General features: G+C 56.2%; 20 protein-coding genes. 9 read left to right on the forward strand and 11 right to left on the reverse strand.

Annotated features, from left to right (window positions below; genetic code table 11):
* Nucleotides 1–30: 30 nt before the first annotated feature.
* Together ACA061_RS26190 and ACA061_RS26195 are read right to left on the reverse strand one after the other, a co-directional pair.
* On the reverse strand, nucleotides 31–2,007 hold the full coding sequence (locus ACA061_RS26190) for a methyl-accepting chemotaxis protein (protein WP_150616844.1): 1,977 nt from the start codon (nucleotides 2,005–2,007) through the stop codon (nucleotides 31–33).
* A 187-nt stretch (nucleotides 2,008–2,194) separates the two neighbouring features.
* Entirely contained in the window at nucleotides 2,195–3,115 is a 921-nt protein-coding gene (locus ACA061_RS26195; protein ID WP_150604811.1) for a LysR substrate-binding domain-containing protein, read from the reverse strand.
* A gap of 158 nt (nucleotides 3,116–3,273) precedes the next feature.
* On the opposite strand from ACA061_RS26195, the gene ACA061_RS26200 reads away from it, so the two are divergent.
* On the forward strand, nucleotides 3,274–4,668 hold the full coding sequence (locus tag ACA061_RS26200; RefSeq protein ID WP_497300280.1) for a NorM family multidrug efflux MATE transporter: 1,395 nt from the start codon (nucleotides 3,274–3,276) through the stop codon (nucleotides 4,666–4,668).
* Nucleotides 4,669–4,738: 70 nt separating this feature from the next.
* Here the strand turns inward: ACA061_RS26200 and ACA061_RS26205 are convergent, their stop codons facing one another.
* Complete coding sequence (locus ACA061_RS26205; RefSeq protein ID WP_497300281.1) at nucleotides 4,739–6,409, reverse strand: putative bifunctional diguanylate cyclase/phosphodiesterase; 1,671 nt, start codon at nucleotides 6,407–6,409, stop codon at nucleotides 4,739–4,741.
* A 265-nt stretch (nucleotides 6,410–6,674) separates the two neighbouring features.
* On the opposite strand from ACA061_RS26205, the gene rep reads away from it, so the two are divergent.
* Together rep and ACA061_RS26215 are read left to right on the forward strand one after the other, a co-directional pair.
* Entirely contained in the window at nucleotides 6,675–8,684 is a 2,010-nt protein-coding gene (gene rep, locus ACA061_RS26210; protein ID WP_150604814.1) for a DNA helicase Rep, read from the forward strand.
* A gap of 53 nt (nucleotides 8,685–8,737) precedes the next feature.
* On the forward strand, nucleotides 8,738–9,310 hold the full coding sequence (locus tag ACA061_RS26215) for a xanthine phosphoribosyltransferase (RefSeq protein WP_042561733.1): 573 nt from the start codon (nucleotides 8,738–8,740) through the stop codon (nucleotides 9,308–9,310).
* A gap of 129 nt (nucleotides 9,311–9,439) precedes the next feature.
* Here the strand turns inward: ACA061_RS26215 and ACA061_RS26220 are convergent, their stop codons facing one another.
* Entirely contained in the window at nucleotides 9,440–11,362 is a 1,923-nt protein-coding gene (locus tag ACA061_RS26220; RefSeq protein ID WP_497300282.1) for an acetyl-CoA hydrolase/transferase C-terminal domain-containing protein, read from the reverse strand.
* Nucleotides 11,363–11,926: 564 nt separating this feature from the next.
* Here ACA061_RS26220 and lanM point away from each other — a divergent pair.
* From lanM to ACA061_RS26240, 4 genes are read left to right on the forward strand one after another with little or no spacing between them, the layout of a single operon-like run.
* Entirely contained in the window at nucleotides 11,927–14,860 is a 2,934-nt protein-coding gene (gene lanM, locus ACA061_RS26225; RefSeq protein WP_497300283.1) for a type 2 lanthipeptide synthetase LanM, read from the forward strand.
* A complete protein-coding gene (locus tag ACA061_RS26230) occupies nucleotides 14,857–15,735 on the forward strand; it encodes an ABC transporter ATP-binding protein (protein WP_497300284.1) in 879 nt (292 codons plus the stop codon). The genes lanM and ACA061_RS26230 overlap by 4 nt, the downstream gene beginning before the upstream one ends.
* Before the next feature lie 27 nt (nucleotides 15,736–15,762).
* Nucleotides 15,763–16,623, forward strand: a complete 861-nt coding sequence (locus ACA061_RS26235; RefSeq protein WP_150616850.1) for an ABC transporter ATP-binding protein — start codon at nucleotides 15,763–15,765, stop codon at nucleotides 16,621–16,623.
* Nucleotides 16,616–17,335 carry an AAA family ATPase gene (locus ACA061_RS26240; protein ID WP_497300285.1) on the forward strand — a complete coding sequence of 240 codons (720 nt, stop codon included), beginning with the start codon at nucleotides 16,616–16,618 and terminating at the stop codon, nucleotides 17,333–17,335. Before ACA061_RS26235 ends, ACA061_RS26240 begins: the two co-directional genes overlap by 8 nt.
* 55 nt (nucleotides 17,336–17,390) lie before the next feature.
* Here ACA061_RS26240 and ACA061_RS26245 read toward each other — a convergent pair whose 3' ends face one another.
* From ACA061_RS26245 to dadA, 5 genes are all read right to left on the reverse strand, one after another.
* A complete protein-coding gene (locus ACA061_RS26245; protein WP_150593750.1) occupies nucleotides 17,391–17,804 on the reverse strand; it encodes a c-type cytochrome in 414 nt (137 codons plus the stop codon).
* Nucleotides 17,805–17,986: 182 nt separating this feature from the next.
* Nucleotides 17,987–18,535 carry a cupin domain-containing protein gene (locus ACA061_RS26250; RefSeq protein WP_025112726.1) on the reverse strand — a complete coding sequence of 183 codons (549 nt, stop codon included), beginning with the start codon at nucleotides 18,533–18,535 and terminating at the stop codon, nucleotides 17,987–17,989.
* An 88-nt stretch (nucleotides 18,536–18,623) separates the two neighbouring features.
* Nucleotides 18,624–19,697, reverse strand: a complete 1,074-nt coding sequence (gene alr, locus ACA061_RS26255) for an alanine racemase (RefSeq protein ID WP_497302000.1) — start codon at nucleotides 19,695–19,697, stop codon at nucleotides 18,624–18,626.
* A 95-nt stretch (nucleotides 19,698–19,792) separates the two neighbouring features.
* Nucleotides 19,793–20,146: a RidA family protein gene (locus ACA061_RS26260; RefSeq protein ID WP_497300286.1), complete on the reverse strand. Its 354-nt coding sequence runs from the start codon at nucleotides 20,144–20,146 to the stop codon at nucleotides 19,793–19,795.
* Nucleotides 20,118–21,422, reverse strand: coding sequence for a D-amino acid dehydrogenase (gene dadA / locus ACA061_RS26265; protein ID WP_150604619.1), 1,305 nt, complete (start codon nucleotides 21,420–21,422; stop codon nucleotides 20,118–20,120). Before dadA ends, ACA061_RS26260 begins: the two co-directional genes overlap by 29 nt.
* A gap of 155 nt (nucleotides 21,423–21,577) precedes the next feature.
* Here dadA and ACA061_RS26270 point away from each other — a divergent pair, with 155 nt between their 5' ends.
* Nucleotides 21,578–22,066, forward strand: a complete 489-nt coding sequence (locus ACA061_RS26270) for an Lrp/AsnC ligand binding domain-containing protein (RefSeq protein WP_003206849.1) — start codon at nucleotides 21,578–21,580, stop codon at nucleotides 22,064–22,066.
* 137 nt (nucleotides 22,067–22,203) lie between these two features.
* Here the strand turns inward: ACA061_RS26270 and ACA061_RS26275 are convergent, their stop codons facing one another.
* Nucleotides 22,204–22,557, reverse strand: coding sequence for a YkgJ family cysteine cluster protein (locus ACA061_RS26275; protein ID WP_042561739.1), 354 nt, complete (start codon nucleotides 22,555–22,557; stop codon nucleotides 22,204–22,206).
* A 146-nt stretch (nucleotides 22,558–22,703) separates the two neighbouring features.
* Here ACA061_RS26275 and ACA061_RS26280 point away from each other — a divergent pair, with 146 nt between their 5' ends.
* On the forward strand, nucleotides 22,704–24,014 hold the full coding sequence (locus ACA061_RS26280) for an NAD(P)/FAD-dependent oxidoreductase (protein ID WP_497300287.1): 1,311 nt from the start codon (nucleotides 22,704–22,706) through the stop codon (nucleotides 24,012–24,014).
* 115 nt (nucleotides 24,015–24,129) lie between these two features.
* Here ACA061_RS26280 and ACA061_RS26285 read toward each other — a convergent pair whose 3' ends face one another.
* A complete protein-coding gene (locus ACA061_RS26285; protein WP_150604621.1) occupies nucleotides 24,130–24,375 on the reverse strand; it encodes a DUF1127 domain-containing protein in 246 nt (81 codons plus the stop codon).
* Nucleotides 24,376–24,421 lie beyond the last annotated feature (46 nt).

Below are 24,421 nucleotides of genomic sequence, written 5' to 3' on the forward strand. Positions count from 1 at the left end.
CTTGCCCGCGATTACTATTTCAGTGGCGCATCAACGGAAGCGATCAACCTCGGAACGCAGATCCGCCGCCAGCTTCTCCAGCTCTTTGGCCGTTACCGCGAGGTTCGAAACCACCTCACGCTGCTCACTGTTAGCCAATGCAATGCTTTGCAGGTTGCTGCTGAGCAACGTCGCCGTACTGCTCTGCTCTTGGGTCGCGGTCGTGATCGCCGCAAACTGCTGCCCCGCCGAGCGGCTCTGCTCGTCGATGCGCGCCAGTGCCGAAGCAACATTGGCGTTACGCGACAAGCCTTCCTGCATCAGCACGTTGCCCTGCTCCATGGTGCTGATCGCGTTGCCGGTTTCCTGCTGGATGCTGTGAATCATGCTGGAAATTTCATCCGTCGCCTGACGGGTGCGCGAGGCCAGGCTGCGCACTTCATCAGCCACCACGGCGAAGCCGCGACCTTGTTCACCGGCACGGGCCGCTTCAATCGCAGCGTTGAGTGCCAGCAGGTTGGTTTGTTCGGCAATCGAGGTAATCACGCCAACGATGCCGCCAATTTCCTGGGAGCGCTGGCCGAGTGTATTGATCACTGTCGCGGTACTGTTCAGGGCGCCGGCAATTTGCTCCAGAGAAGAAGAAGCTTCTTCCATCGAGCTGCGTCCGATCTGCGTCTGCTGAGCATTTTCCTGCGCCAGGCGCTGGGTCGCCCCCATGTTGTCGGCGATGTCCAGCGACGTCGCGCTGAACTCTTCAACCGCGCCGGCCATGCTGGTGATTTCGCCGGACTGCTGCTCCATGCCTTCGTACGCGCCGCCGGACAAACCGGACAGCGCCTGGGCACGACTGTTGACCTCTTCCGAGGCGCGGCGGATGTGCTCGACCATGGTCGACAGTGCCTGGCTCATCTGATTGAAAGCGCGAGACAGCTGACCGATTTCATCGTTACTCGACACGTTCAGACGCACGCTCAGATCACCCGCACCCAAGGCCTCGGCCTGACGTACCAGGTCACCCAACGGCGCCAATTTGCTGCGCAGCAACCAAACCACAGAGCCAACCGCCAGCAACATCGCCAGCAAACTGCCAATGGCCAATTGCGTGCCTACACTCCAGGTCACTGCACGAATCTCGGTTTTCGGCATGCTCGCCACTACCGCCCACGGCCCGCCGTCGAAGGGCACCGAAACGCTGTAGAAGTCTTCAGACTTGTCGCTCCAGAAATGGCCTTTGCCCGGCGTTTTGGACATGCCGCCGATCACCGGGATCGCTTGATCCAGGGCTTGCACACCTGCTGGCGCAACCAGCCATTTGTTCTGTTCATCCAGCAGGGCCAACGAACCGGTCTGACCGATGCGGAAGCGCTTGAGGTTGTCGAACTGCGCGTTCTGCGCGTCGGTGTAATCGAAACCGACGAACAGCACCGCAATCACCTTGCCGCTGCCATCGCGCACCGGGGTGTACTGGGTCATGTAAGAACGATCAAAGAGCAACGCCCGGCCGACGTAGCTTTGCCCCGCCATCAGCTTCGCATAGGCCGGATGCGCATGATCGAGCAAGGTGCCGATGGCGCGGCTGCCATCCTGTTTGGTCAGGGAGGTGCTGACCCGCACGAAGTCTTCGCCGCTGCGCACAAACAGTGTGGCAACGCCCGCGGTCATTTGTGTGAACTCGTCGACTTCCATGAAGTTGTTGTTCAACACTTCGCTGCCCAGGTGCAGACCCGGGGTCTGGGTACCGGCAACCGTTACCGGCTCACTCGGGTGAATGCTCAAACCGGCGATGAAGCGTTTCTCGAACAACCCGCTCAAGCGCTGAGTGCTTTCACGCAACGTGCCGTGGAAGGTGCTCAATTGGTCGGCCAGCAGCCGCGCCTCACTGGCCAAATGCTCTTCACGGGTGGCGAGGTTGGCAGTATCGAGCGAACGCAGAGCAAAAACTGTACTGCCGCTGATGACAATCGCCAGTATCACAGCGAGCGCGAGGCCCAGCTGCGAGGCGATCCGAGCGCGAGGTTGAGACATGGACAGCTCCTGGCCGAGCTACCGGATCCTCCTTGATCGCAGCCATGCTCGGAAATTTTTTAATAATGGGGGTGAATCGTGAAACCGGCACGACAGTTCCACCTGCTCATAGTCGGCGGTAAAACCGAATACTTGAGCGAATAGCAGGGTTATGGCACAAGGCCGGCATTGTGACGGCTCTAACGTTTCAGCTCAAGCGCGCGACTGCCGGCAGTTCCATAGCGCGGACCTCGCCTTGCAGGAAGTCGCTGAGACGACGCAAACGTTCACCTCCCGGACGGGTTTTGGGCCACACCAGGTAGTAATTCAGGCCGCTGGCGACAGCCGTCGGCCACGGCAGGCTCAAGCGCCCTTGCGCCACATCTTCGGCCACCATCAACAAATCGCCCATCGACACGCCGTAACCGCGCGCCGCGGCGATCATCCCCAACTCCAGCGTATCGAACACCTGTCCGCCCTTGAGCGACACCTGGTCGGCCAAACCCATGTGCTCCAGCCAACTGCGCCAATCGCGGCGATCCGGGGTTGGATGGAGCAACTCGGCGGCAGCAAGTCGCGCCACGTCCCAAGGTTGATCGTGCAGCAGGTTGGGCGCGCCAACGGGAATCAGTTCCTCGGGAAACAACAGGCTGGTCTCCCAGTCCGGCGGAAAATGGCCGTCGCTGAGCAACACCGCGCAATCGAACGGCTCATCGTTAAAGTCTACCGAGTCGACGTCCATCCACGCACTGGTCAACTGCACTTCGTTACCCGGCTGCAGATGCCGGAAGCGGCTCAGGCGCGCCAGCAACCAGCGCATGGTCAGGGTCGACGGCGCCTTCATGCGCAGGATGTCGTCCTCGGCGCGCAAGGTGTTGCAGGCGCGCTCCAGCGCTGTGAAGCCTTCGCGAATGCCCGGCAACAGCAGGCGCGCCGCTTCGGTCAGTTGCAAATTGCGTCCGCTGCGATGAAACAGTCGACAGGCGAAATGATCCTCAAGCGTTCGAATGTGCCGACTCACCGCACTCTGGGTGATCGACAGCTCTTCGGCTGCGCGAGTGAATGAGCTATGCCTCGCCGCCGCTTCAAATGCGCGCAGGGCATACAACGGAGGAAGTCGACGGGACATGCATAAAGCTCCTGTAGCGGGATGCGGCCAACTTAACAGAATCTTTTCAGGATGAGTTTTAATCATGCCACCCATCCTTTTTATCCCTTTGTGCAATCCCTTCCAAGCGCCGAGAATCGACGCTCTCTTGTTCCCTCTATCGATGGGTGGTGATGACCATGCAACATCCTGTGCGTACAGAACTCTGGGCCATTCTGCGGCTGGCGGGGCCGTTGATTGCCTCACAGTTGGCGCACATGTTGATGGTGCTGACTGACACTTTGATGATGGCGCGCCTGAGCCCTGAGGCGCTGGCCGGCGGTGGCCTTGGCGCTGCGACTTACTCGTTCGTGTCGATTTTCTGCATTGGCGTGATTGCGGCGGTCGGCACGCTGGTTGCGATCCGCAAGGGCGCCGGCGACATCATTGGCGCCGCACGCCTGACCCAGGCCGGGTTGTGGCTGGCGTGGCTGATGGCGCTCGCCGCAGGGCTGCTGTTGTGGAATCTGAAACCGGTGTTGCTGCTGTTCGGCCAGACTGAAACCAACGTCAATGCCGCCGGGCAATTCCTGATTGCCCTGCCGTTCGCCCTGCCCGGCTACCTGAGCTTCATGGCCCTGCGCGGCTTCACCAGTGCCATCGGCCGGGCGACGCCGGTCATGGTCATCAGCCTGATCGGCACCGTGGCCAACTTCCTGCTCAATTACGCGCTGATCACCGGCATGTTCGGCCTGCCGAAACTGGGCTTGATGGGCATCGGCCTGGTCACGGCGATCGTTGCCAACTGCATGGCGCTGGCCTTGGCCTGGCATATTCATCGGCATCCGGCGTACGACGCTTATCCGTTGCGCGCAGGGCTGTCGCGGCCTAATCGGCAATACCTCAAGGAGCTGTGGCGCCTCGGTCTGCCGATTGGCGGCACCTACGCGGTGGAAGTCGGGTTGTTCGCCTTCGCCGCGCTGTGCATGGGCACCATGGGCAGTACGCAACTGGGCGCCCATCAGATTGCTTTGCAGATCGTGTCGGTGGCATTCATGGTGCCGGCGGGGATGTCGTACGCCATCACCATGCGTGTCGGCCAGCATTACGGCGCCGGGCAATTGGTCGATGCGCGAATGTCCGGGCGAGTCGGTATCGTCTTCGGTGCAGTGGCGATGCTGGGTTTTGCGATGGTGTTCTGGTTACTGCCGGATCAGTTGATCGGCTTGTTTCTCGACCATAACGATCCGGCATTTGCCCAGGTGATCCAACTGGCGGTGAGCCTGCTGGCGGTAGCGGCGTGGTTCGAGCTGTTCGACGGTACGCAGACGATTGCCATGGGCTGCATTCGTGGGCTCAAGGATGCGAAGACCACGTTCCTGGTCGGACTCGGCTGCTATTGGCTGATCGGTGCGCCGGCGGCGTGGTGGATGGCGTTCCACCTGAACTGGGGGCCGACGGGTGTCTGGTGGGGTTTGGCGCTGGGGCTGGCGTGTGCGGCAGTGAGTCTGACGCTGGCGTTCGAGTGGAAGATGAAGCGGATGATTCGGCTTGAGCCAGCTACACAGCGTTTCGAAGCAGTTGGTGCAGATTAAGATCAAAAGATCGCAGCCTGCGGCAGCTCCTACATGAGTCGGTGTAGGAGCTGCCGCAGGCTGCGATCTTTTAAACGGCCTCCACAGATACCTGCTGACTCGATCCAAACGTCAAATACTCAACCAACTCCGCCAACGGCAACGGCTTGCTGATCAGATACCCCTGCACCTGATCGCAACCAAACCCGCGCAACAGTTCAAGCTGCTCCGGGGTTTCCACGCCTTCAGCCACCACTTCCAGATGCAGGTTGTGCGCGAGGTTGATCATCGCGTGCACTAGTTTGCGGTTCTCTTCGCGCTGTTCCATGCCACCGACGAAGCTCTTGTCGATCTTCAGCAACGTAATCGGCAGGCTGTTGAGGTGCACGAACGATGAAAAACCGGTGCCGAAGTCGTCCAGCGAGAAGCGCACACCGAGGCGGCCGAGGGCGTCCATGGTCTGTTTGACCAGGTCACTGCGGCGCATCACTGCGGTTTCGGTCAGTTCAAATTCCAGCCACTGCGCCTCGACGCCACGTTCGGCGATCAAACGGCTGAGCGTCGGCAGCAACTGGCTGTCCTGAAACTGACGGAACGACAGATTGATCGCCATGTGCAGCGCCGGCAAACCGCGCTCGCGCAAGGCCTGCATATCGCGCAGGGCCCTGGAGATCACCCAGTAGCCCAGCGGCACGATCAAGCCACTCTGCTCGGCCAGCGGCACGAATTCACTGGGTGGCAGCAGACCACGTTCACCATGGCGCCAACGCACCAAGGCTTCGAGGCCGACGATCTGGCCGTCTGCGATATTCAGGCGCGGCTGGTAATGCAGCTCCAGCTCATCGCGACGCAAGGCCCGGCGCAGTTCGCTTTCGAGGTCGGCCATGCTCCGCGCGTTGCGGTTGATGCGTTCGTTGAAGATATGAAAGGTGCAGCCCTGCGTGCTTTTCGCCTGCTGCATGGCGATGTGCGCATGCCACATCAGCGGGTCGGCGCCACCCTGCGCGCGGGCATGGGCGATACCGAGGCTGGAACCGATCAACAGGCTTTCGCCGTCGACCCAGTAGGGTTCGGCCAGGGCTTCGGTGATGCGTTCGGCCATCCACTCGGCGCGTTGCGGCGCGCGGCGGGTGTCGATCAGCAGGGCGAATTCGTCGCTACCCAGGCGCGCCAGTTGATCACCGGCCTCCAGCTGACTTTTCAACCGCGCAACGACTTGCAGGATCAAGCGGTCGCCAGCCTGATGGCCTAAGGCATCGTTGGCGTGACGGAAGTTGTCGAGATCAAGATGCCCGAGGGCCAGGCCACGACCGTCGTTTTCCGCGAGGCGCGCGGCGAGCAAGGTCTGGAAGCCCTGACGGTTGGCGATACCGGTCAACGGATCCTGTTCGGCGAGGCGTTGCAGAGTGTTTTCCAGTACGCCGCGTTCGCGTACGTGGCGCAGGCATCGACGGAGCATGCCGGCATCGAGGGCATCGAACACCAGCCAGTCGCTGACGCCAACGGGCGCGCTGACCGGTTCGTGCTCCAGCAACAACACCGTCGGCAGACTGCAACGGCCCGGTGCCGGTTGCAATGCAGGAAGGGTCAACAACACCGCGTTGCGGTTGTCTTCGAACAAACGGCTGACCGACTCCCAGCTCGGCGCGCTGATCAGTACCGCCGCGCTCCCCATTGGCGCCAGACACTCGCGCAATAACGCTGTCCACGCTGGCTCTTCGGCCAGTAACAGCAAACGCAAGGGTTCGACAGGCGTAGTCAAGCTGACTCCCTAGACTCTGCAATGATGTGGGCGGCGGGCATTATGCCGTTGCGCAGACCAATGTCCAAATGACAACGGTTATCAAAAACCGAAATGTGTGTCACGAACGAGAACATTAGCCGCAAAATCACCATGCATCCTGCGTGAAAGTAACAAAACCGGCAAATTTGAATCGCGTGGTGCGTCACAAGTCGGACAGAGCAGCACAAATCGCTGAGCCTGTTAAAATGCCGGCCCATTTCGTCAACGACTCCCGAATTTTCGTATGTCCCGACTCAATCCCCGGCAGCAAGAAGCCGTGAGCTACGTCGGCGGCCCTCTTTTGGTGCTCGCCGGCGCTGGCTCCGGCAAAACCAGTGTGATCACGCGCAAAATCGCGCACCTGATCCAGAACTGCGGCATCCGCGCCCAGTACATCGTCGCCATGACCTTTACCAACAAGGCTGCGCGCGAGATGAAGGAGCGGGTCGGCACCCTGCTCAAGGGTGGCGAGGGCCGTGGCCTGACCGTGTGTACATTCCACAACCTGGGCCTGAACATCATCCGCAAGGAACACGTGCGGCTGGGCTACAAACCGGGCTTCTCGATCTTCGACGAGACCGACGTCAAGTCCCTCATGACTGACATCATGCAGAAGGAATACGCGGGCGACGACGGCGTCGACGAGATCAAGAACATGATCGGCTCGTGGAAAAACGACCTGATCCTGCCGGCCGAAGCGCTGGAAAACGCGCGCAATCCCAAGGAACAGACCGCCGCCATCGTCTACACCCACTATCAGCGCACGCTCAAAGCGTTCAACGCAGTGGACTTCGACGACCTGATCCTGCTGCCGGTGAAGCTGTTTCAGGACAACGCCGACATTCTCGAAAAGTGGCAGAACAAAGTCCGCTACCTGCTGGTGGACGAATATCAGGACACCAACGCCAGCCAGTATCTGCTGGTAAAACTGCTGATCGGCACGCGCAACCAGTTCACCGTGGTGGGCGACGACGACCAGTCGATCTACGCCTGGCGCGGCGCGCGGCCGGAAAACCTGATGCTGCTCAAGGATGACTATCCGTCGCTGAAAGTGGTGATGCTCGAGCAGAACTACCGCTCCACCAGCCGCATCCTGCGCTGCGCCAACGTGCTGATCTCGAACAACCCGCACGAATTCGAAAAACAGCTGTGGAGTGAGATGGGCCACGGCGACGAGATCCGCGTGATCCGCTGCCGCAACGAGGACGCCGAAGCCGAGCGCGTGGCCATGGAAATCCTCAGCCTGCACTTGCGCACCGACCGCCCGTACAGCGATTTCGCCATCCTCTATCGCGGTAACTATCAGGCCAAGCTGATCGAGCTGAAACTGCAGCACCATCAGGTGCCGTATCGCCTGAGCGGCGGTAACAGCTTCTTCGGCCGCCAGGAAGTGAAGGACCTGATGGCCTACTTCCGCCTGATCGTGAACCCGGACGACGACAACGCCTTCCTGCGGGTGATCAACGTGCCGCGCCGCGAGATCGGCTCGACCACGCTGGAAAAACTCGGTAACTACGCCACCGAACGCAAAATCTCGATGTACGCCGCCACCGATGAAATCGGCCTGGGTGAGCATCTGGACAACCGCTTCACCGATCGTCTGTCTCGCTTCAAGCGCTTCATGGACAAAGTGCGCGAGCAATGCGCCGGCGAGGACCCGATCTCCGCCCTGCGCAGCATGGTCATGGACATCGACTACGAGAACTGGCTGCGCACCAACAGCTCCAGCGACAAGGCTGCGGACTACCGGATGAGCAACGTCTGGTTCCTGATCGAGGCGTTGAAAAACACCCTCGAGAAGGACGAAGAAGGTGAAATGACCGTCGAGGACGCCATCGGCAAACTGGTCCTGCGCGACATGCTGGAACGCCAGCAGGAAGAAGAGGACGGTGCCGAAGGTGTGCAGATGATGACCCTGCATGCGTCCAAGGGTCTGGAATTCCCCTACGTGTTCATCATGGGCATGGAAGAAGAAATTCTTCCGCACCGCTCCAGCATCGAAGCCGACACCATTGAAGAAGAGCGCCGCCTGGCTTACGTGGGCATCACCCGCGCTCGCCAGACCTTGGCCTTCACCTTCGCCGCCAAGCGCAAACAGTACGGCGAGATCATCGATTGCGCGCCTAGCCGCTTCCTTGATGAACTGCCGCCGGACGATCTGGCCTGGGAAGGCAACGACGATACACCGACCGAAGTCAAAGCCGTGCGTGGCAACAGCGCATTGGCTGATATACGCGCGATGTTAAAGCGCTAGAATTGACCACTTTTTTAGATTAAGGCGCGCATGCGCCGAACGAGGAACGCTTCATGGAAGCACTGCACAAGAAAATCCGCGAAGAAGGCATCGTGCTTTCCGATCAGGTCCTGAAAGTCGACGCCTTTCTGAACCACCAGATCGACCCGGCCCTGATGAAGCTGATCGGCGACGAATTCGCCTCGCTGTTCAAGGACTCGGGCATCACCAAGATTGTCACCATCGAAGCCTCGGGCATTGCCCCGGCGATCATGACCGGTCTGAACCTTGGCGTGCCGGTGATCTTCGCCCGCAAACAACAGTCCCTGACCCTGACTGAAAACCTGCTGTCGGCGACCGTTTACTCGTTCACCAAGAAGACTGAAAGCACCGTGGCCATCTCCCCGCGCCACCTGACCAGCAGCGACCGCGTGCTGATCATCGACGACTTCCTGGCCAACGGTAAGGCATCCCAGGCGCTGATCTCGATCATCAAACAGGCTGGCGCCACCGTCGCCGGTCTGGGCATCGTCATCGAGAAGTCGTTCCAGGGCGGCCGTGCCGAGCTGGATTCGCAAGGCTATCGCGTTGAGTCGCTGGCTCGCGTGCAATCGCTGAAGGATGGCGTAGTAACCTTCATCGAATAACCCGTCACCCCGCAGTTCCCCTGTAGGAGCTGTCGAGTGAAACGAGGCTGCGATCTTTTGATCTGATTTTTAGAATCAACATCAAAAGATCGCAGCGTGCCGCAGCTCCTACAGGCTTGCGGTGGCCCGTTATTGCGCGGTGGCTTTGAGGCCGGTGAGCAACAGGCGCTGGAACAGATCTTCTTTCAAGCCTTCGGGGTTCGCGAGCTGCATCCGCTCCAGATGCTCCGGATACAGCGAAGCCTGCGGCGCATCCAGCGCTGCCTTGCCCAGCTCCAGAATCTCGGTCAGCTTGAACTTGCTCTTCAGCCAGTTCAACGCCCGCAACAAATCCCGCTCGATCGCAGTGAAATCACAGCCCAACGGATATTCCGGAAACAGATTCGGATGGCGTGCGGCAATCGCCTGCAAGCGCTCTGGGGTGTTGTCGGCAAAGCGCGGATCAATACGGAAATCCTTCGGCAGTTTGCCGACCTTCTGTGCTTGTTCGATCAGTCCCGGCTGGAAGCGCGAGTCGCTGATATTCAATAATGCTTCGATCACTGCCGCATCGGTTTTGCCGCGCAGATCGGCGATGCCGTATTCCGTCACCACTATGTCGCGCAGATGCCGAGGGATGGTGCAGTGACCGTACTCCCAGACGATGTTCGAGTTCACCTCACCGCCGGACTCGCGCCAGCTGCGCAGAATCAGCATTGACCGCGCACCTTGCAGGGCATGCCCCTGGGCGACAAAGTTGTACTGCCCACCGACGCCGCTGAGCACCCGCCCGTCTTCCAGTTGATCGGCCACACCGGCGCCGAGCAACGTCATGTTGAACACCGTGTTGATGAACCGCGCATCAATGCGTTGCAGCCGCTTGAGCTCTTCCTGCCCGTACAACTCGTTGATGTAGCTGATGCGGGTCATGTTGAATTCGAGACGCTTGCTCTGCGGCAACTCACGCAAGCGCTCATAGAAACTGCGGGGGCCGAGGAAAAAGCCGCCGTGCACCGAGATGCCGTCAGTCTGCGCCGCTTCATCAAGAGTGCCAGCGTTGGCTTGTTCTTGCGTTGGCACATCCGGGTAAACCTTGCGCCGGATAATCCCGGCATCCGCCAGCACCAGCAGACCGTTGACGAACATTTCGCTGCAACCGTACAGGCCTTTGGCGAACGGCTCGCTGCCGCCTTCGCGCTCGATCAATTGCGCCCACTGGCTGAGGTTTATATCAGCGAGCAAGGCTTGATAACCCGCGTTATCGGCTTGGCGAGCCAACAGCGCGGCGGTCAGCGCATCGCCCATCGAGCCGATGCCGATCTGCAACGTACCGCCGTCGCGCACCAACGCACTGGCATGCAGGCCGATGAAGTGATCCTGAAAACCGACCGGCATGTTCGGCGTGGAAAACAGCGTGCAGCTGTCCTTCTCGTCGATCAGCAAATCGAACGTGTCGATATCAACCTCGGCGTCGCCGGGCATGTACGGCAGATCGGTGTGTACCTGACCGACCAACAAAATCGTCTCCCCGGCGACCCGGCGCTTGGCGATCATCGGTAACAGGTCGAGGGTGATGTCCGGGTTGCAGCTCAGACTCAAGCGATCCGGGTGTTCGCTGCTGCTGGCGAGCAGTTGCGCCACCAGGTTCAGGCCGGCGGCGTTGATGTCGCGGGCGGCATGGCTGTAGTTGCTGCTGACGTAATCCTGCTGGGCCGGCGCGCTGTTAAGCAGGCTGCCGGGCTGCATGAAGAACTGCTGGATGCGGATGTTGGCGGGCAGGCTATCGCGATGCAGATCAGCGAGGAAATCGAATTCCGGGTAGTCACCGAAGACTCGCTCGACGAAGGGCTCGATAAAGCGCTTCTGCAAACCGTCGCCCAGACTCGGACGGCCCAGACACAGCGCCGTGTAAATCGTCAGTTGCCGATCGGGCAGCCCTTTGACGCGCCGATACAACGCGTTGACGAAGTGATTGGGTTTGCCCAACCCCAGCGGCAAGCCCATGTGGATATGCGCCGGCAACCGCGCCAGCACGTCATCCACTGCCTGTTCGATCGAACACAACTGCACCATCTGAAGCCTCCCGCCCGTTCCGTGAATAGGGGTAGACCGAGATTGCCGGGGATTTACTTCAGAGGGAAGGCAATTAGTGCGAAAAAAAGTGAAATAGGCGAGTGCAGTGCTTGGTGCAAGCACATCCAGAAAACTTTCAACAATAACAATGAATTAACAACACCAAGAGAATCATCGCACAAGCCGACAGCTTTTTTCCTACATTGACTCGAATTTAATCACGCAGAACTTCAGGACACTTCTGAATTGAAGTTATTTGAGTCACAGCTAGCATTAAAAACGTAACACTTCATTAGCAATCAATACCTTTAGGCCAAAAATTATGGAAATCGACTTCTTAGCAATTCGTAGTGCGCGGGCACGCATTCTAAATTCAAGCGCACCTATTTCAACACTGGCAATTCAAGCATTCAGCAACTTAAGCGCAGCCAGCAGCGGTTCGCGCCCATGCACTAGTTGTTGCTCACAATGTTGGCAAGGATGCTGCTACGCGACTTACATGTAGTTATGAGCCAGGGGCGGTCAATACCTGCCGCCCCTATCACTTAATTTAGGATTTTTACATTGAAAACGCCGATTGAGTTTTTAACTGAACCCTTGAACTCCAACCGAAGCCTGACCACCGACTGCCCAGTATGGCCATACCTATCTTACTATATCTATCATATCGAAAATAAACTTCCAAAAGCATACGGAAGCGCCTTGGAGACTCAGTCAGTTATTATCAGCGGTTTCGCAACAAACCTCGCAGCGAGAATTACCAACGTAGCTAATAACGTTTTAATCACTGAAAAACAAATATTTGAAAAATCAATCCTCGGCAGAGAGATGGAAACCTCCTCTTACTACAAGTTAGTTAGCGAAAACAAAAGCTATCTCACCGACATTATTAAAGCTTATCCGGAGCTAGATCGAGTCCTCACCAAACTATCACAAAATTTTGTCGAATTTACATTACAGTTTTTTACTGACTTGATAGAAGACAGGCAGGAGATTAACGAAGTATTCAATATTGGGTCTGACGTCGACCTCTCCGCAATTGATGTCTCGGCTAGTGAAACGCATTATGGATCGAGGACCGTTTGCACGCTTTCCTTTAACTCCATAAAAATAGTTTACAAACCAAGAAATCTGAAACTTGAAGCGGAAGCATCCGGCTTTCTACTGTCTTTGAGCAGTGCCGCAGGCACTGACTTTTGCAAATGGAAAATACCAATTTATTTGGTGAAAAAAGAGCATGGATGGGCAGAGCACACACCTCAAAAGCAGGCAGAAACCGAAGAAGAGGTACATCAATACTTTAAAAGAGCAGGATTTTTATTAGGTTATTGCACTGCCTTTATGGCTGCGGACATTACCTCTGACAATCTGATTGCGCATGGAGCAAGCCCTATACCCATTGATCTGGAGACAATTTTTTACAGCACCTTAAACATTGAGACAATCCCGAGAGAAGTTCGGTGGAACGTTACCCAAACAAGTATCCTTCCAAACTGGACTTGGAAAGGCACCGATGGTATCGGTGTAGACTTGAGTGCGTTGGGTGGGTTATCAGAGCAATATGTCAGTCTAAACCTGTATCAACACTTAGAAGACGAAACTGGTCACAGCCAGTTTGGCATGGACGGAGTTAAAATCTTTCCAAATCAGAATGTTTTATATTTTGACGGGAAACCGGCGCAGCCGTGGGAATACGAAAAAGAAATAATTAATGGCCTAACCACCTTATTTTCTATATTAAACAATGCGCAGCCGTCAATTATCGAAAAAATTAAATCTTTTAGAGGCAGACAAAACAGGTATATCCCCAGACCGACAGCGACATATCACTACGCCATTCAATGTTCCCTGCATGCAACCTTAATGCGTTGCACTGACAAACGAACGGCCTTTCTGGAAAATATCCTTAATAACGACACAGCCCCCGCGATAGGCTTTCTCGACGCGGAGGTCTCAGCTTGCTTGGATCTGGACATTCCTTTTGCTCGAGGACAAGCCGGTATTCTTGAGTTCTACGACCCCGGTTACAGCGGTTCAGGGCACCTCGATAGTAAAGATTATATAAACGGAATAGACAACAGCATCCAATACATCACAACCTTGGACAAAAACAGAATTGCATTTGAAGAGAAACTAACTTCAAACACCCTTTTAGCAATGAAAAACATGTATGAACACGGAAATAAACTCACGGACCACTCCTTCAAACAACACGACGATGTGAAAGACCCCCGTTATTCAAATATTGACGAGATCATTAAAAAAATCAGGACATCATCGGAAATCAACGCATGCTTGATCAATGAACTGTTACGTACCGAAATTTCGAGTAATGGGCTCTGGCTAGGATTTCACTCATCACCAGGTGGCTATATGGAGTTCTCGGAGTTAGGAGATGACTTCTACTACGGGTTGTCTGGCATTCTTTATGGCTGCGTAGTGGCGGCCAGTCATAGCAGTGCCATAGATAAAGCCCTGGTAACTGAACTACTAAATCATTGCCACAGTAGAATAGTTAAAAAACTGACAAATAAGGGTACGCACCTAGGGGGCTTTCACTTCGGTCTATCGTCCGCAATCGTTCCGCTCTTGATAGGCTTAAATTATTTTGACGATGAAAGACAAAGCCAACTGCTACAGCTGTATAAAAAATATGTTGAAGACGTACTGGCAGACCCATGGTGGCAAAAATATTTTTGGGGCTCTGACTTTCTCTCTGGAATGTTCGGCACTCTAAGTGTACTCACGTTGTTATTCGACCTTACTAAAGATTTATCGTTTTGCGATTTAGCCAACTTGTTATACAAAAAAATAGAGACAGAACTCACTTTTATATCTGGAAGCAAACTAGCCACATTCGACAATGCAATTACAACGAGAAGCGACGCTTTACTGAGTGGCCTATCTTACGGAATAATGGGGTGCGCATACTCACTATTTTATTTTAATAACCTTATCGCAAAAAAAGATTCAATCCACGAATTATTCCTAGGCTTTTTGTCTTGGGAGCTTAACGAATATGATGAGTCAATTGAAAATTGGCGTGACTACAGAAAACGCTCGGAATCAAGCGCCGGTGAGTTTGCGTGGAGCCACGGTTTACCTGGAAATTATTTGGCGATCAGTTATTTCGCAAACAATGGAGTACAGCCTGCGCTAGACTTCTTGGAAAAGCACCCACCAAAAGCCGCATTCTCATATTCGAATCTCGAAAAACGAAAGAGACCCGTCAATGACTCTTTATGTCATGGCGCTTATGGGATTCTGAATATCATGAAAAAGATCTCACCGGAATCGTTGCTCGATCCACAAGTTTTTCTATGGTCGAATATCGTCAATTTAAGCGAACAAAACTCAAGAATCTTGAGAACAAAAACTGCTGATCCATTAGGATTATGGATCGGCCGCGTGGGCTCACTACTTGGCTCCATTGGTTTGATTGACCATAACTACGAGTTTCCATTTCTTCCGCACCAAATGGAATTCATCAAACCATGAAGAGCAACCTAATACTTTGCTGCTTTGGCCTGGGCATTTCAGTTCTAACAAGCGCATCGCCCTACCTAATCGGCAATTCAATTAATTTTTATATATCCCAAGACCGCTTATATTTATATGCACTCGCAGGCGCTTCGCTTCTTATCATCGCGACGCCTCCCTTGAAACTAGCAGCCAACATTTATCTACAAAGGGCTGCTGCCAAGACAAGATATATTTTGAAAAGGACCATTCTAACGCACCTGCGAAGCAAGGCATCCACATATAGGAAAAATCCAGGTGAGCAAATCGAACTCATCGACGGCGATGTTGACGGTTCGATGTATCTATACCATTCGGTATTCTTTGACACTTCACTCAATTTCAGCATCATAATATTCGCGCTGATTATAACGGCTCTGTATCATCCACTTCTGGCGCTCGCCCCCCTTAGCGGCCTGCTATATGCCTCAGCTGCATATTTTATAACCCGGAGAAAGAGCGACACCCTTTTTGAAGAATATGTCCAAGAAAACACCGTTACAATCGGGGCAATCTGTGCACATGTATGCGATGCCAAACCGTACAACGACAGAATCAAGCTGGACATCAAAAACATTGAGCGCCTCGCTTTTCGTTCAAACCTGAAAGCATCTTTTTTCGAATCAATTTCAGGAACATGTTACTTGGTAGCGATAGTTGTTTTGTTCTTGATATCCGCTCATTTAATAAGTGAAGGCGCTTTGACAACAGGCGCTATCTTTGCCTCAGCCATCTACCTTGAGCGTGTGCTAAGCCCAACAATGTCGCTCATATCCATTTACTACTCAAGCAGAGAGGCCTCTTATCGCCGCAATCGAATTCTGAGCTATAAACTACAGCACGGCGGGCGTTGAATTATGCTTATGTGCTTGCGAAAAAACGTGGCATTATTTTTGTTTTCAACAATGAGCCTGACTTTAGCGGCCGCATGTCAGTTGTTAATACCTTCGATCGTGGCTGAGGGACTTACAGCTCTTAGTAGTGGCGCTGTCAGCACTCATCTGTATTTCATCCTCACCGCTGTTTTTTTATCCAAGCTCGCGACGCAAACTCTGGGCAGTTCCATGGCGGCGCTCATGGAAGCGAAATCTCGCTTTTCACTCATCAATTTCATTGTGCATGATGAAAGACCTTGTCCGTTAAGCTCTCGCGTGACGATGATCAAAGAGGATGCTGAGAAAATTGCTTCAGTCCTTCATGACTCAATTCATCTGGCAGGATCTTGTATTTTGACATTTGCCACAGCCTATATCTTACTCCGTGAAAACGCTTATTTCCTCATCCCCTTGATATTTATCACGACATTGACTTGTGTGCAGTTGAAATTTGCAAAACCACAAATCCAGAGTCTGTATAAAGCCGAAATGAGCAATGAAGACCTGTACAAGGAATCGTTAATCAGCACTTTCAGCTCACCCACAATTGATGAGCAAAGTCTTCAATCACTTATCAGCAATAGTGATGAATGTTTGAGCAACACAATACAAGCACGTTATAAATATCAAAAAGCCAATGCCATTCAGTGCTTCTGGCCGGAAATGGCTATCTCGGCCGGGACAGTATCAGTCATCATTTTTAGCGCCACTGCGACGCCGGAGTTATTCGGCGAGCGTCTTATTGCCTATCTTGGTTACGTCGGAATTTTTACCATGGCCAGCACGAGTTCGATAAGCCTTGGTATAACGATGATTGGAGTAAAGGTATCCGTCGGAAGAGTATTCAGGGGGCGCCAATATGAATGATTTATTCATCCAGCAGATACGCCTTAAGTCAGACAGAGTGGCGGCTCATTTTTTACGCGGCCTTTTTCCGCTTCAATTCAATAACAGAATTACCGTATTTATCGGAGAAAACGGTTCTGGAAAATCCACCCTGCTTGAAGCACTTGCCATCAAGTTGGGATGCAATCCAGAAGGCGGTGGGAAGAACTTCAATTTCTCGACTGAGAACACCCACTCGAAACTGCACGAAACCCTGATGCTTTCAAAAGGCTACCGACGGGAGAAGGACGTTTTTTTCTACAGAGCAGAGACCTTCTATAACTTGAACACTGCGATCCGCAAGCTTGATGCAGAGGGGAGCTTTGATCCCGAAATAAAGACCTATTACGGCGGCGTGGATATGCATTGCATGTCACACGGTGAAGCAATGGAGGCGCTGTTTCAAAACCGATTCAAAGCCCAGGGACTGTACGTTCTCGATGAACCGGAAGCGTCGTTGTCCCCATTGAGGCAATTGGTGTTTATCAACCGCGTAATGGAGCTATCGCGCAAAGGCGCACAGTTCGTCATCGCTACTCACTCACCGCTCATTATGTCGATCCCGGAATGTGATCTGAGACAGATATCGCAAGGGCGCTCCGAACCAATAACCCCGGCAGATACTGATGCTTATGCTGTGTACAAAGCCGTGCTTAACTCTGCCGGCGCCTACATCGCGAAAAATATGCAGTGAGATTGCAGACACAAAAAAACCGTCCGAAGACGGTTTTTTTCATCAGCAGTACGCCCTACTTCAGGCCCGACATCTTCTCGATCGCCCCTTTCAGATCGGCATCCGAGCAATCCGCGCAGGTACCTTTCGGCGGCATGGCGTTGATGCCGGTGATCGCCTTGGCCAGGATGCCGTCGAGGCCGCCCTGGTGATCGGCGCGTTCTTTCCACGCTGCGGTGTCACCAATTTTCGGCGCGCCCAACAGGCCGGTGCCGTGACAAGCGTTGCAATGTTTGGCAATGATTGAGTCTGGAGTCTTGGCATCACCGCCGCCGGCAGTTGCAGCCACTTCCATCCCTTTGCATTCCTGACCTTGCACACACACCTGGCCGACGGGCTCGAGGCGTTTGGCAATGTCGTCGTTCGTCGCAGCTTGAGCGCTGACAGCCCAGAGGGCCAGTACGGTTGCTGGTGCAGCCAGCATTTTCATAATTAGGTTCACGCGTTCACCCTCAATGGTGGCTATTCACGCCTGCGGCCACGGTTCGCAGGCGGGCGCAAGTATAGCGGTTAGCCCGCCACACTGAAACAACCCCATAGTCGAAGGGGTTATACCGCGCTGTGGAAAAACTGTGCGGATGCCTTCGCCGTTATGGCCTGGCGCCTCTTTGTTTAAAAATTCGCCGGCGTGGCTGCGCTGATTAGTCGCGCAGGCAAGTCGAACGGATTACGAAAACGATGCGGCTTGGTACTTTCAAAGTAGTAGCTGTCGCCAGCTTCGAGAATAAAAGTTTCAAGGCCCACCACCAATTCCAGACGACCCTCCACCAAAATCCCGGTTTCCTCGCCCTCGTGGGTGAGCATTTCTTCGCCGGTGTCGGCGCCCGGCGGGTAGATTTCGTTGAGGAACGCGATGGCCCGGCTCGGGTGCGCGCGGCCGACCAGCTTCATGGTCACGGCGCCGTCGGAAATGTCGATCAGCTCGTTGGCCTTGTAAACGATCTGGGTCGGTATTTCCTGCAGGATCTCTTCGGAAAAGAACTCGACCATGGACATGGGAATCCCGCCCAGAACCTTCCTCAGCGAACTGATCGAAGGGCTGACGCTGTTCTTTTCGATCATCGAAATGGTGCTGTTGGTGACGCCCGCGCGCTTGGCGAGTTCACGCTGGGAAAGCCCTTTGAGCTTGCGGATCGATTGCAGTCGTTCACCGACGTCCAAGGCTGGAGCCTCCTGATATTGTAGAAATATTGAGCGTTATCATGGCGACAGCGTTCAGTATTTACAACACGTGGGCTCCGTGACGGCCTCAACCCTCGGAATAGAGCCTTGGCACGCGACGCAGGTTGCAGAAAATCTGGTACGGAATGGTGCCGGCCCACTGCGCCACTTCGCTGGCGAGGATGTTTTTGCCCCACAGCTCGACGGTCGAACCCAATCCGGCTTCTGGCACATCGGTGAGGTCGATACAGAGCATGTCCATCGATACCCGGCCGATGATGCGGCTACGTTTGCCCGCGACCAAAACCGGCGTGCCGGTTGGCGCCTGACGAGGGTAGCCATCGGCGTAACCCATGGCCACCACGCCAATGCGCATCGGTTTGTCGGTGATGAATTTGGCGCCGTAGCCAACGGGCTCGCCGGCCGGCAATTCACGCACGCTGATCACTTTCGATTCGAGGGTCATCACTGGCAGCAGACGCCCGGCCACGGTGTGGGATTCTTCAAACGGCGTAGCGCCGTAGAGCATGATCCCCGGGCGCACCCAGTCGCTGTGGATCTGCGGCCAACCGAGCACCGCTGGCGAGTTGCGCAGACTGACTTCGGCGGCGAGGCCCTGCCGCGCGGCTTCGAACACGGCGACCTGATCGGCGCTGCTCTGCTCGTGCAATTCGTCGGCGCGGGCGAAGTGGCTCATCAAGACGATCTTCGCCACTTTGCCGCTGGCCAGCAGACGTTGATAGGCCGCCGGGTAGTCCTTGGGATGCAGGCCAACGCGGTGCATGCCCGAATCAAGCTTCAGCCACACGGTGATTGGCTTGCTCAGAGCGGCCTGCTCAATTGCTTCGAGCTGCCACAGCGAATGCACCACGCACCAGAAATCATGCTCGACGATCAGCGCCAGCTCATCAGCTTCGAAAAAACCTTCAAGCAACAACACCGGCGCACGTATGCCGGCAGCGCGCAGTCCCAGAGCCTCTTCGATGCAAGCGACGGCAAAACCGTCGGTCTCTCCTTCCAGCGCCTGGGCGCAACGCACCGCGCCATGGCCGTAGGCATCCGCCTTGATCACCGCGAGCGCCTTGGCGCTAGTGACTTCGCGGGCAATTCGGTAGTTGTGACGCAGGGCTTGAAGGTCGATCAGGGCACGGGCAGGACGCATGGCGGCAGACTTCTGGGCGGTCATGGGAATAAAAACCGGCACCGGCTGACGGCGTGAACCGCCAACAGCGCCGGGAGAGGGATCTTTACAACGTACTACGGCAGTGCGGCGACGATGGAGATCTCAACCAGGATGCTCGGTTTGGCCATCTTCGCTTCAACGGTGGCACGGGCCGGGGCAGCACCTTTGGGCAGCCACTGATCCCACACCGAGTTCATCCCGGCAAAGTGTGCCTCGATATCGTTGAGGTAGATGGTCGCCGACAGCAGATGCTCCTTGTCAGTGCCGGCCAGATCGAGCAAACGCTCGATGTTGGCGAGGACTTCGCGAGTCTGCTGTTCAATACCGGCGTCGAAGTCGTCGCCGACCTGCCCGGCCAGATACACAATGCCGTTATGGCTGACGATCTGACTCATGCGCTCATTGGTGAGCTGGCGCTGGATTGCCATGTTTTGCGGACTCCTGAATTTTGTTGCCGTAACGGGAAATATCGAGGCCTTCGGCGCTGATTTGCGGTTTTTTCTTCGCCATCAGGTCGGCCAGCAAACGACCGGATCCGCACGCCATGGTCCAGCCGAGCGTGCCGTGACCGGTGTTGAGGAACAGGTTCTTGAACGGCGTCGCACCTACGATCGGCGTACCGTCCGGAGTGGTCGGACGCAGGCCGGTCCAGAAGCTCGCCTCGGCCAGATTGCCGCCCTGAGGATAAAGGTCGTTGACGATCATCTCCAGGGTTTCGCGCCGACGAGGGTTCAGCGACAGGTCAAAACCGGCGATCTCGGCCATGCCGCCAACGCGGATGCGGTTGTCGAAACGGGTGATCGCGACTTTGTAGGTCTCGTCAAGAATGGTCGAAGTCGGAGCCATTGCCGAGTTGGTGATCGGCACGGTCAGCGAGTAACCCTTGAGTGGATAAACCGGCGCCTTGATGCCCAGCGGCTTGAGCAGTTGCGGCGAGTAGCTGCCGAGGGCCAGCACGTAGCGGTCGGCGGTTTCCAGTTTGCCGTCGATCCACACGCCGTTGATGCGATCACCGGCGAAGTCGAGTTTCTGGATGTCTTGGCCGAAGCGGAATTCCACACCCAGTTGCACCGCCATCTCAGCGAGACGCGTGGTGAAGATCTGGCAGTCGCCGGTCTGGTCGTTCGGCAGGCGCAGGGCACCAGCGAGAATATCGGTAACGCCCGCCAGGGCCGGCTCGACGCGGGCAATGCCGGCGCGGTCGAGGAGTTCAAACGGCACGCCGGATTCTTTCAGCACGGCGATGTCTTTGGCGGCGTTATCCAGTTGAGCCTGGGTGCGGAACAGTTGAGTCGTACCGAGGCTGCGCCCCTCGTAGGCGATGCCGGTTTCGGCGCGCAATTCGTCGAGGCAGTCGCGGCTGTACTCGGACAGACGCACCATGCGCTCCTTGTTCACCGCGTAACGATTGGCGGTGCAGTTGCGTAGCATCTGCGCCATCCACAAGTACTGGTCGATGTCAGCGGTGGCCTTGATCGCCAGAGGCGCATGGCGTTGCAACAGCCACTTGATGGCCTTGAGCGGCACGCCCGGCGCAGCCCACGGCGAGGCGTAGCCTGGCGAGACCTGGCCGGCATTGGCGAAACTGGTCTCCATGGCCGCGGCTGGCTGCCGGTCGACCACCACCACTTCAAACCCGGCACGGGCCAGATAGTAAGCACTGGCGGTACCGATGACGCCGCTACCCAAGACCATAACGCGCATTTTTGTATCCCTCATCGCGGCGTGCCGCGTACGTCTGTTGTTAGAGCAATGATGCGCGCAGTGTAAAAAAGATTTGCCAGTGCTTTTCACTGTATAAGCGCCTATATTTGGCGACAATTCTCGGCAAAAACCCTTTTCACGGAGGCGCATCCCCTATGCGTACCAATACTCAGACCAAACGTGAGCTGGACAAGATCGACCGCAACATCTTGCGGATCCTGCAGGCGGACGGCCGGATTTCCTTTACCGAACTCGGGGAAAAGGTCGGCCTCTCCACCACGCCGTGCACCGAGCGGGTGCGGCGCCTGGAACGCGAGGGGATCATCATGGGCTACAACGCCCGGCTGAATCCGCAGCACTTGAAGGGTAGCTTGCTGGTGTTCGTCGAGATCAGCCTCGACTACAAATCCGGCGACACTTTCGAAGAGTTCAGACGCGCGGTGCTGAAGTTGCCCCACGTGCTGGAGTGTCACCTGGTGTCAGGGGATTTCGACTATCTGGTGAAGGCGCGGATTTCCGAGATGGCGTCGTACCGCAAGCTGCTCGGCGACATTCTGTTGAAGCTGCCGCATGTGCGTGAATCGAAGAGCTATATCGTGATGGAAGAGGTGAAAGAGAGCCTGAACTTGCCGATTCCGGATTGATATTTGTGGCGTCTGACCTGGCCCTATCGCTGGCAAGCCAGCTCCCACAGTGATTTGTGGCGTTCACAAAATCTGTATCCACCGCCGTACCTGTGGGAGCTGGCTTGCCAGCGATGGCAGCAACGCGGTTCAACCGGCTAAACCAACACCTGCCGATTCGCCGCCATGTATTCGAAAATCTGCTTTTCAGCGCGCGGATGAATCAGCTCCACCGGCCCGCGCCCATTCGGGCAAGGCAACGTCTTCGTCGTACCAAACAACCGGCAAATCAGCGGCCGTTCGCCATACACCGTGCAGCCGTTCGGCCCCAGGTGCACGCAGTTCAGCTCGTCCATCGCCGCATCCTGCTCGGCGCGGGTCTTGCGCGGCAGGCGCGCCATCTCTTCGGGCGAGGTGGTCACTGGCCCACAGCAGTCGTGGCAGCCCGGCACGCACTCGAACGTGGGGATCTGCTGACGCAGGGTGCGGATTTTCTCGCTGTTGCAGCTCATCGAAACAGTGACCGACGTGAAGTAGGCGGCAATTGTGCCGCAAAAGCCGTGATCCAGACACCACAGGCCGACCAGTGTTGCCCGACTTCGCGCGTGCGGCTTATGCTCCGTCAAATTTTCTCGACACCCCGCTCAGGATGACGCCCATGACTGCCCGCGCCCACACCACCGCGAGCCAACCTCACGCTGCCTCTTATTACGCCGCCAGCAGCCTGCCGCAACCGGATCATCCGTTGCTGCAAGGCGAGGTGATTGCAGACGTGTGCGTGGTCGGCGGTGGCTTTTCCGGGCTGAACACTGCGCTGGAACTGGCCGAACGTGGCCTCAGCGTGGTGTTGCTCGAAGCGCACAAGATCGGCTGGGGCGCCAGCGGTCGCAATGGCGGGCAACTGATTCGCGGGGTTGGCCATGGGCTGGATCAGTTCACTAACGTGATCGGCGCCGATGGCGTGCGGCAGATGAAACTCATGGGCCTGGAAGCGGTGGAAATTGTCCGTCAGCGCGTCGAGCGTTTTCAGATTGCCTGCGATTTGACCTGGGGCTACTGCGACCTCGCCAACAAGCCGTCGGACCTCGAAGGTTTTGCCGAAGATGCCGAGGAGCTGCGCAGCCTCGGTTATCGCCACGAAACCCGGCTGCTGCAAGCCAATGAAATGCACACCGTGGTCGGTTCCAAACGCTACATCGGTGGTTTGATCGACATGGGTTCCGGCCATCTGCATCCGCTGAATCTGGCGCTGGGCGAAGCCGCAGCAGCGCAGCAACTGGGCGTCAGACTGTTCGAGCAGTCGGCCGTCACGCGCATCGATTACGGCCCGCAAGTGCGCGTGCATACCGCCCAGGGTTCAGTTCGCGCCAAGACCCTGGTGCTGGGCTGCAACGCCTATCTGAACAACCTCAATGCGCAGCTCAGTGGAAAAGTGCTGCCCGCCGGCAGCTACATCATCGCCACTGAACCGTTGAGCGAACAACAAGCTCACCAGTTGCTGCCGCAAAACATGGCGGTCTGCGACCAACGTGTAGCGCTGGATTACTACCGGCTTTCGGCGGATCGCCGCTTGCTGTTCGGCGGTGCGTGTCATTACTCGGGACGCGATCCAAAGGACATCGGCGCGTACATGCAGCCGAAGATGCTTGAAGTGTTTCCGCAATTGGCCGGGGTGAACATCGATTATCAGTGGGGCGGGATGATCGGCATCGGCGCCAACCGTTTGCCGCAGATCGGTCGGCTCGCGGATCAACCGAACGTGTATTACGCCCAGGCGTACTCCGGACATGGCGTAAACGCCACGCACCTTGCGGGCAAGTTGCTGGCCGAAGCGATCAGCGGGCAGCACAGCGGCGGGTTTGATCTGTTCGCCAAAGTGCCGCACATCACCTTCCCCGGCGGCAAGCATTTGCGCTCGCCATTGTTGGCGCTGGGGATGTTGTGGCATCGCCTCAAGGAATTGCGATGAAGTAGCGCCCTGTAGGAGCTGCCGCAGGCTGCGATCTTTTGACTTTGCCTTTGAAAAAACAAGATCAAAAGATCGCAGCCTGCGGCAGCTCCTACAGGGAGTGCATTTCAACGTGTCAGATCCGCCAGAATGGCTTCAACCCCTCTTCCAGCGCCTGCTCGCGTGACAACCCGACATCCTTGAGCTGATCGTTTGTCATGTTCAGCAATGCCTTGCGCGTGTGCAGACGATGCCAGAACAGATCCCAGCGACTGAGGCCGGACGGTGCGTTGCGCATGGCACTGTTCCACGCACTGTCCTCCTGCCCTGCCTCCAGTTCCTGACTGTGTAACGTCAGCCGCACATCGCTCAAGCCGTTCATTTTTGTCGCTCCTGTTTACTTGGGTAGCCAGAGATTCCATGATGCG

The organism is Pseudomonas sp. LBUM1668, from assembly GCF_059695715.1.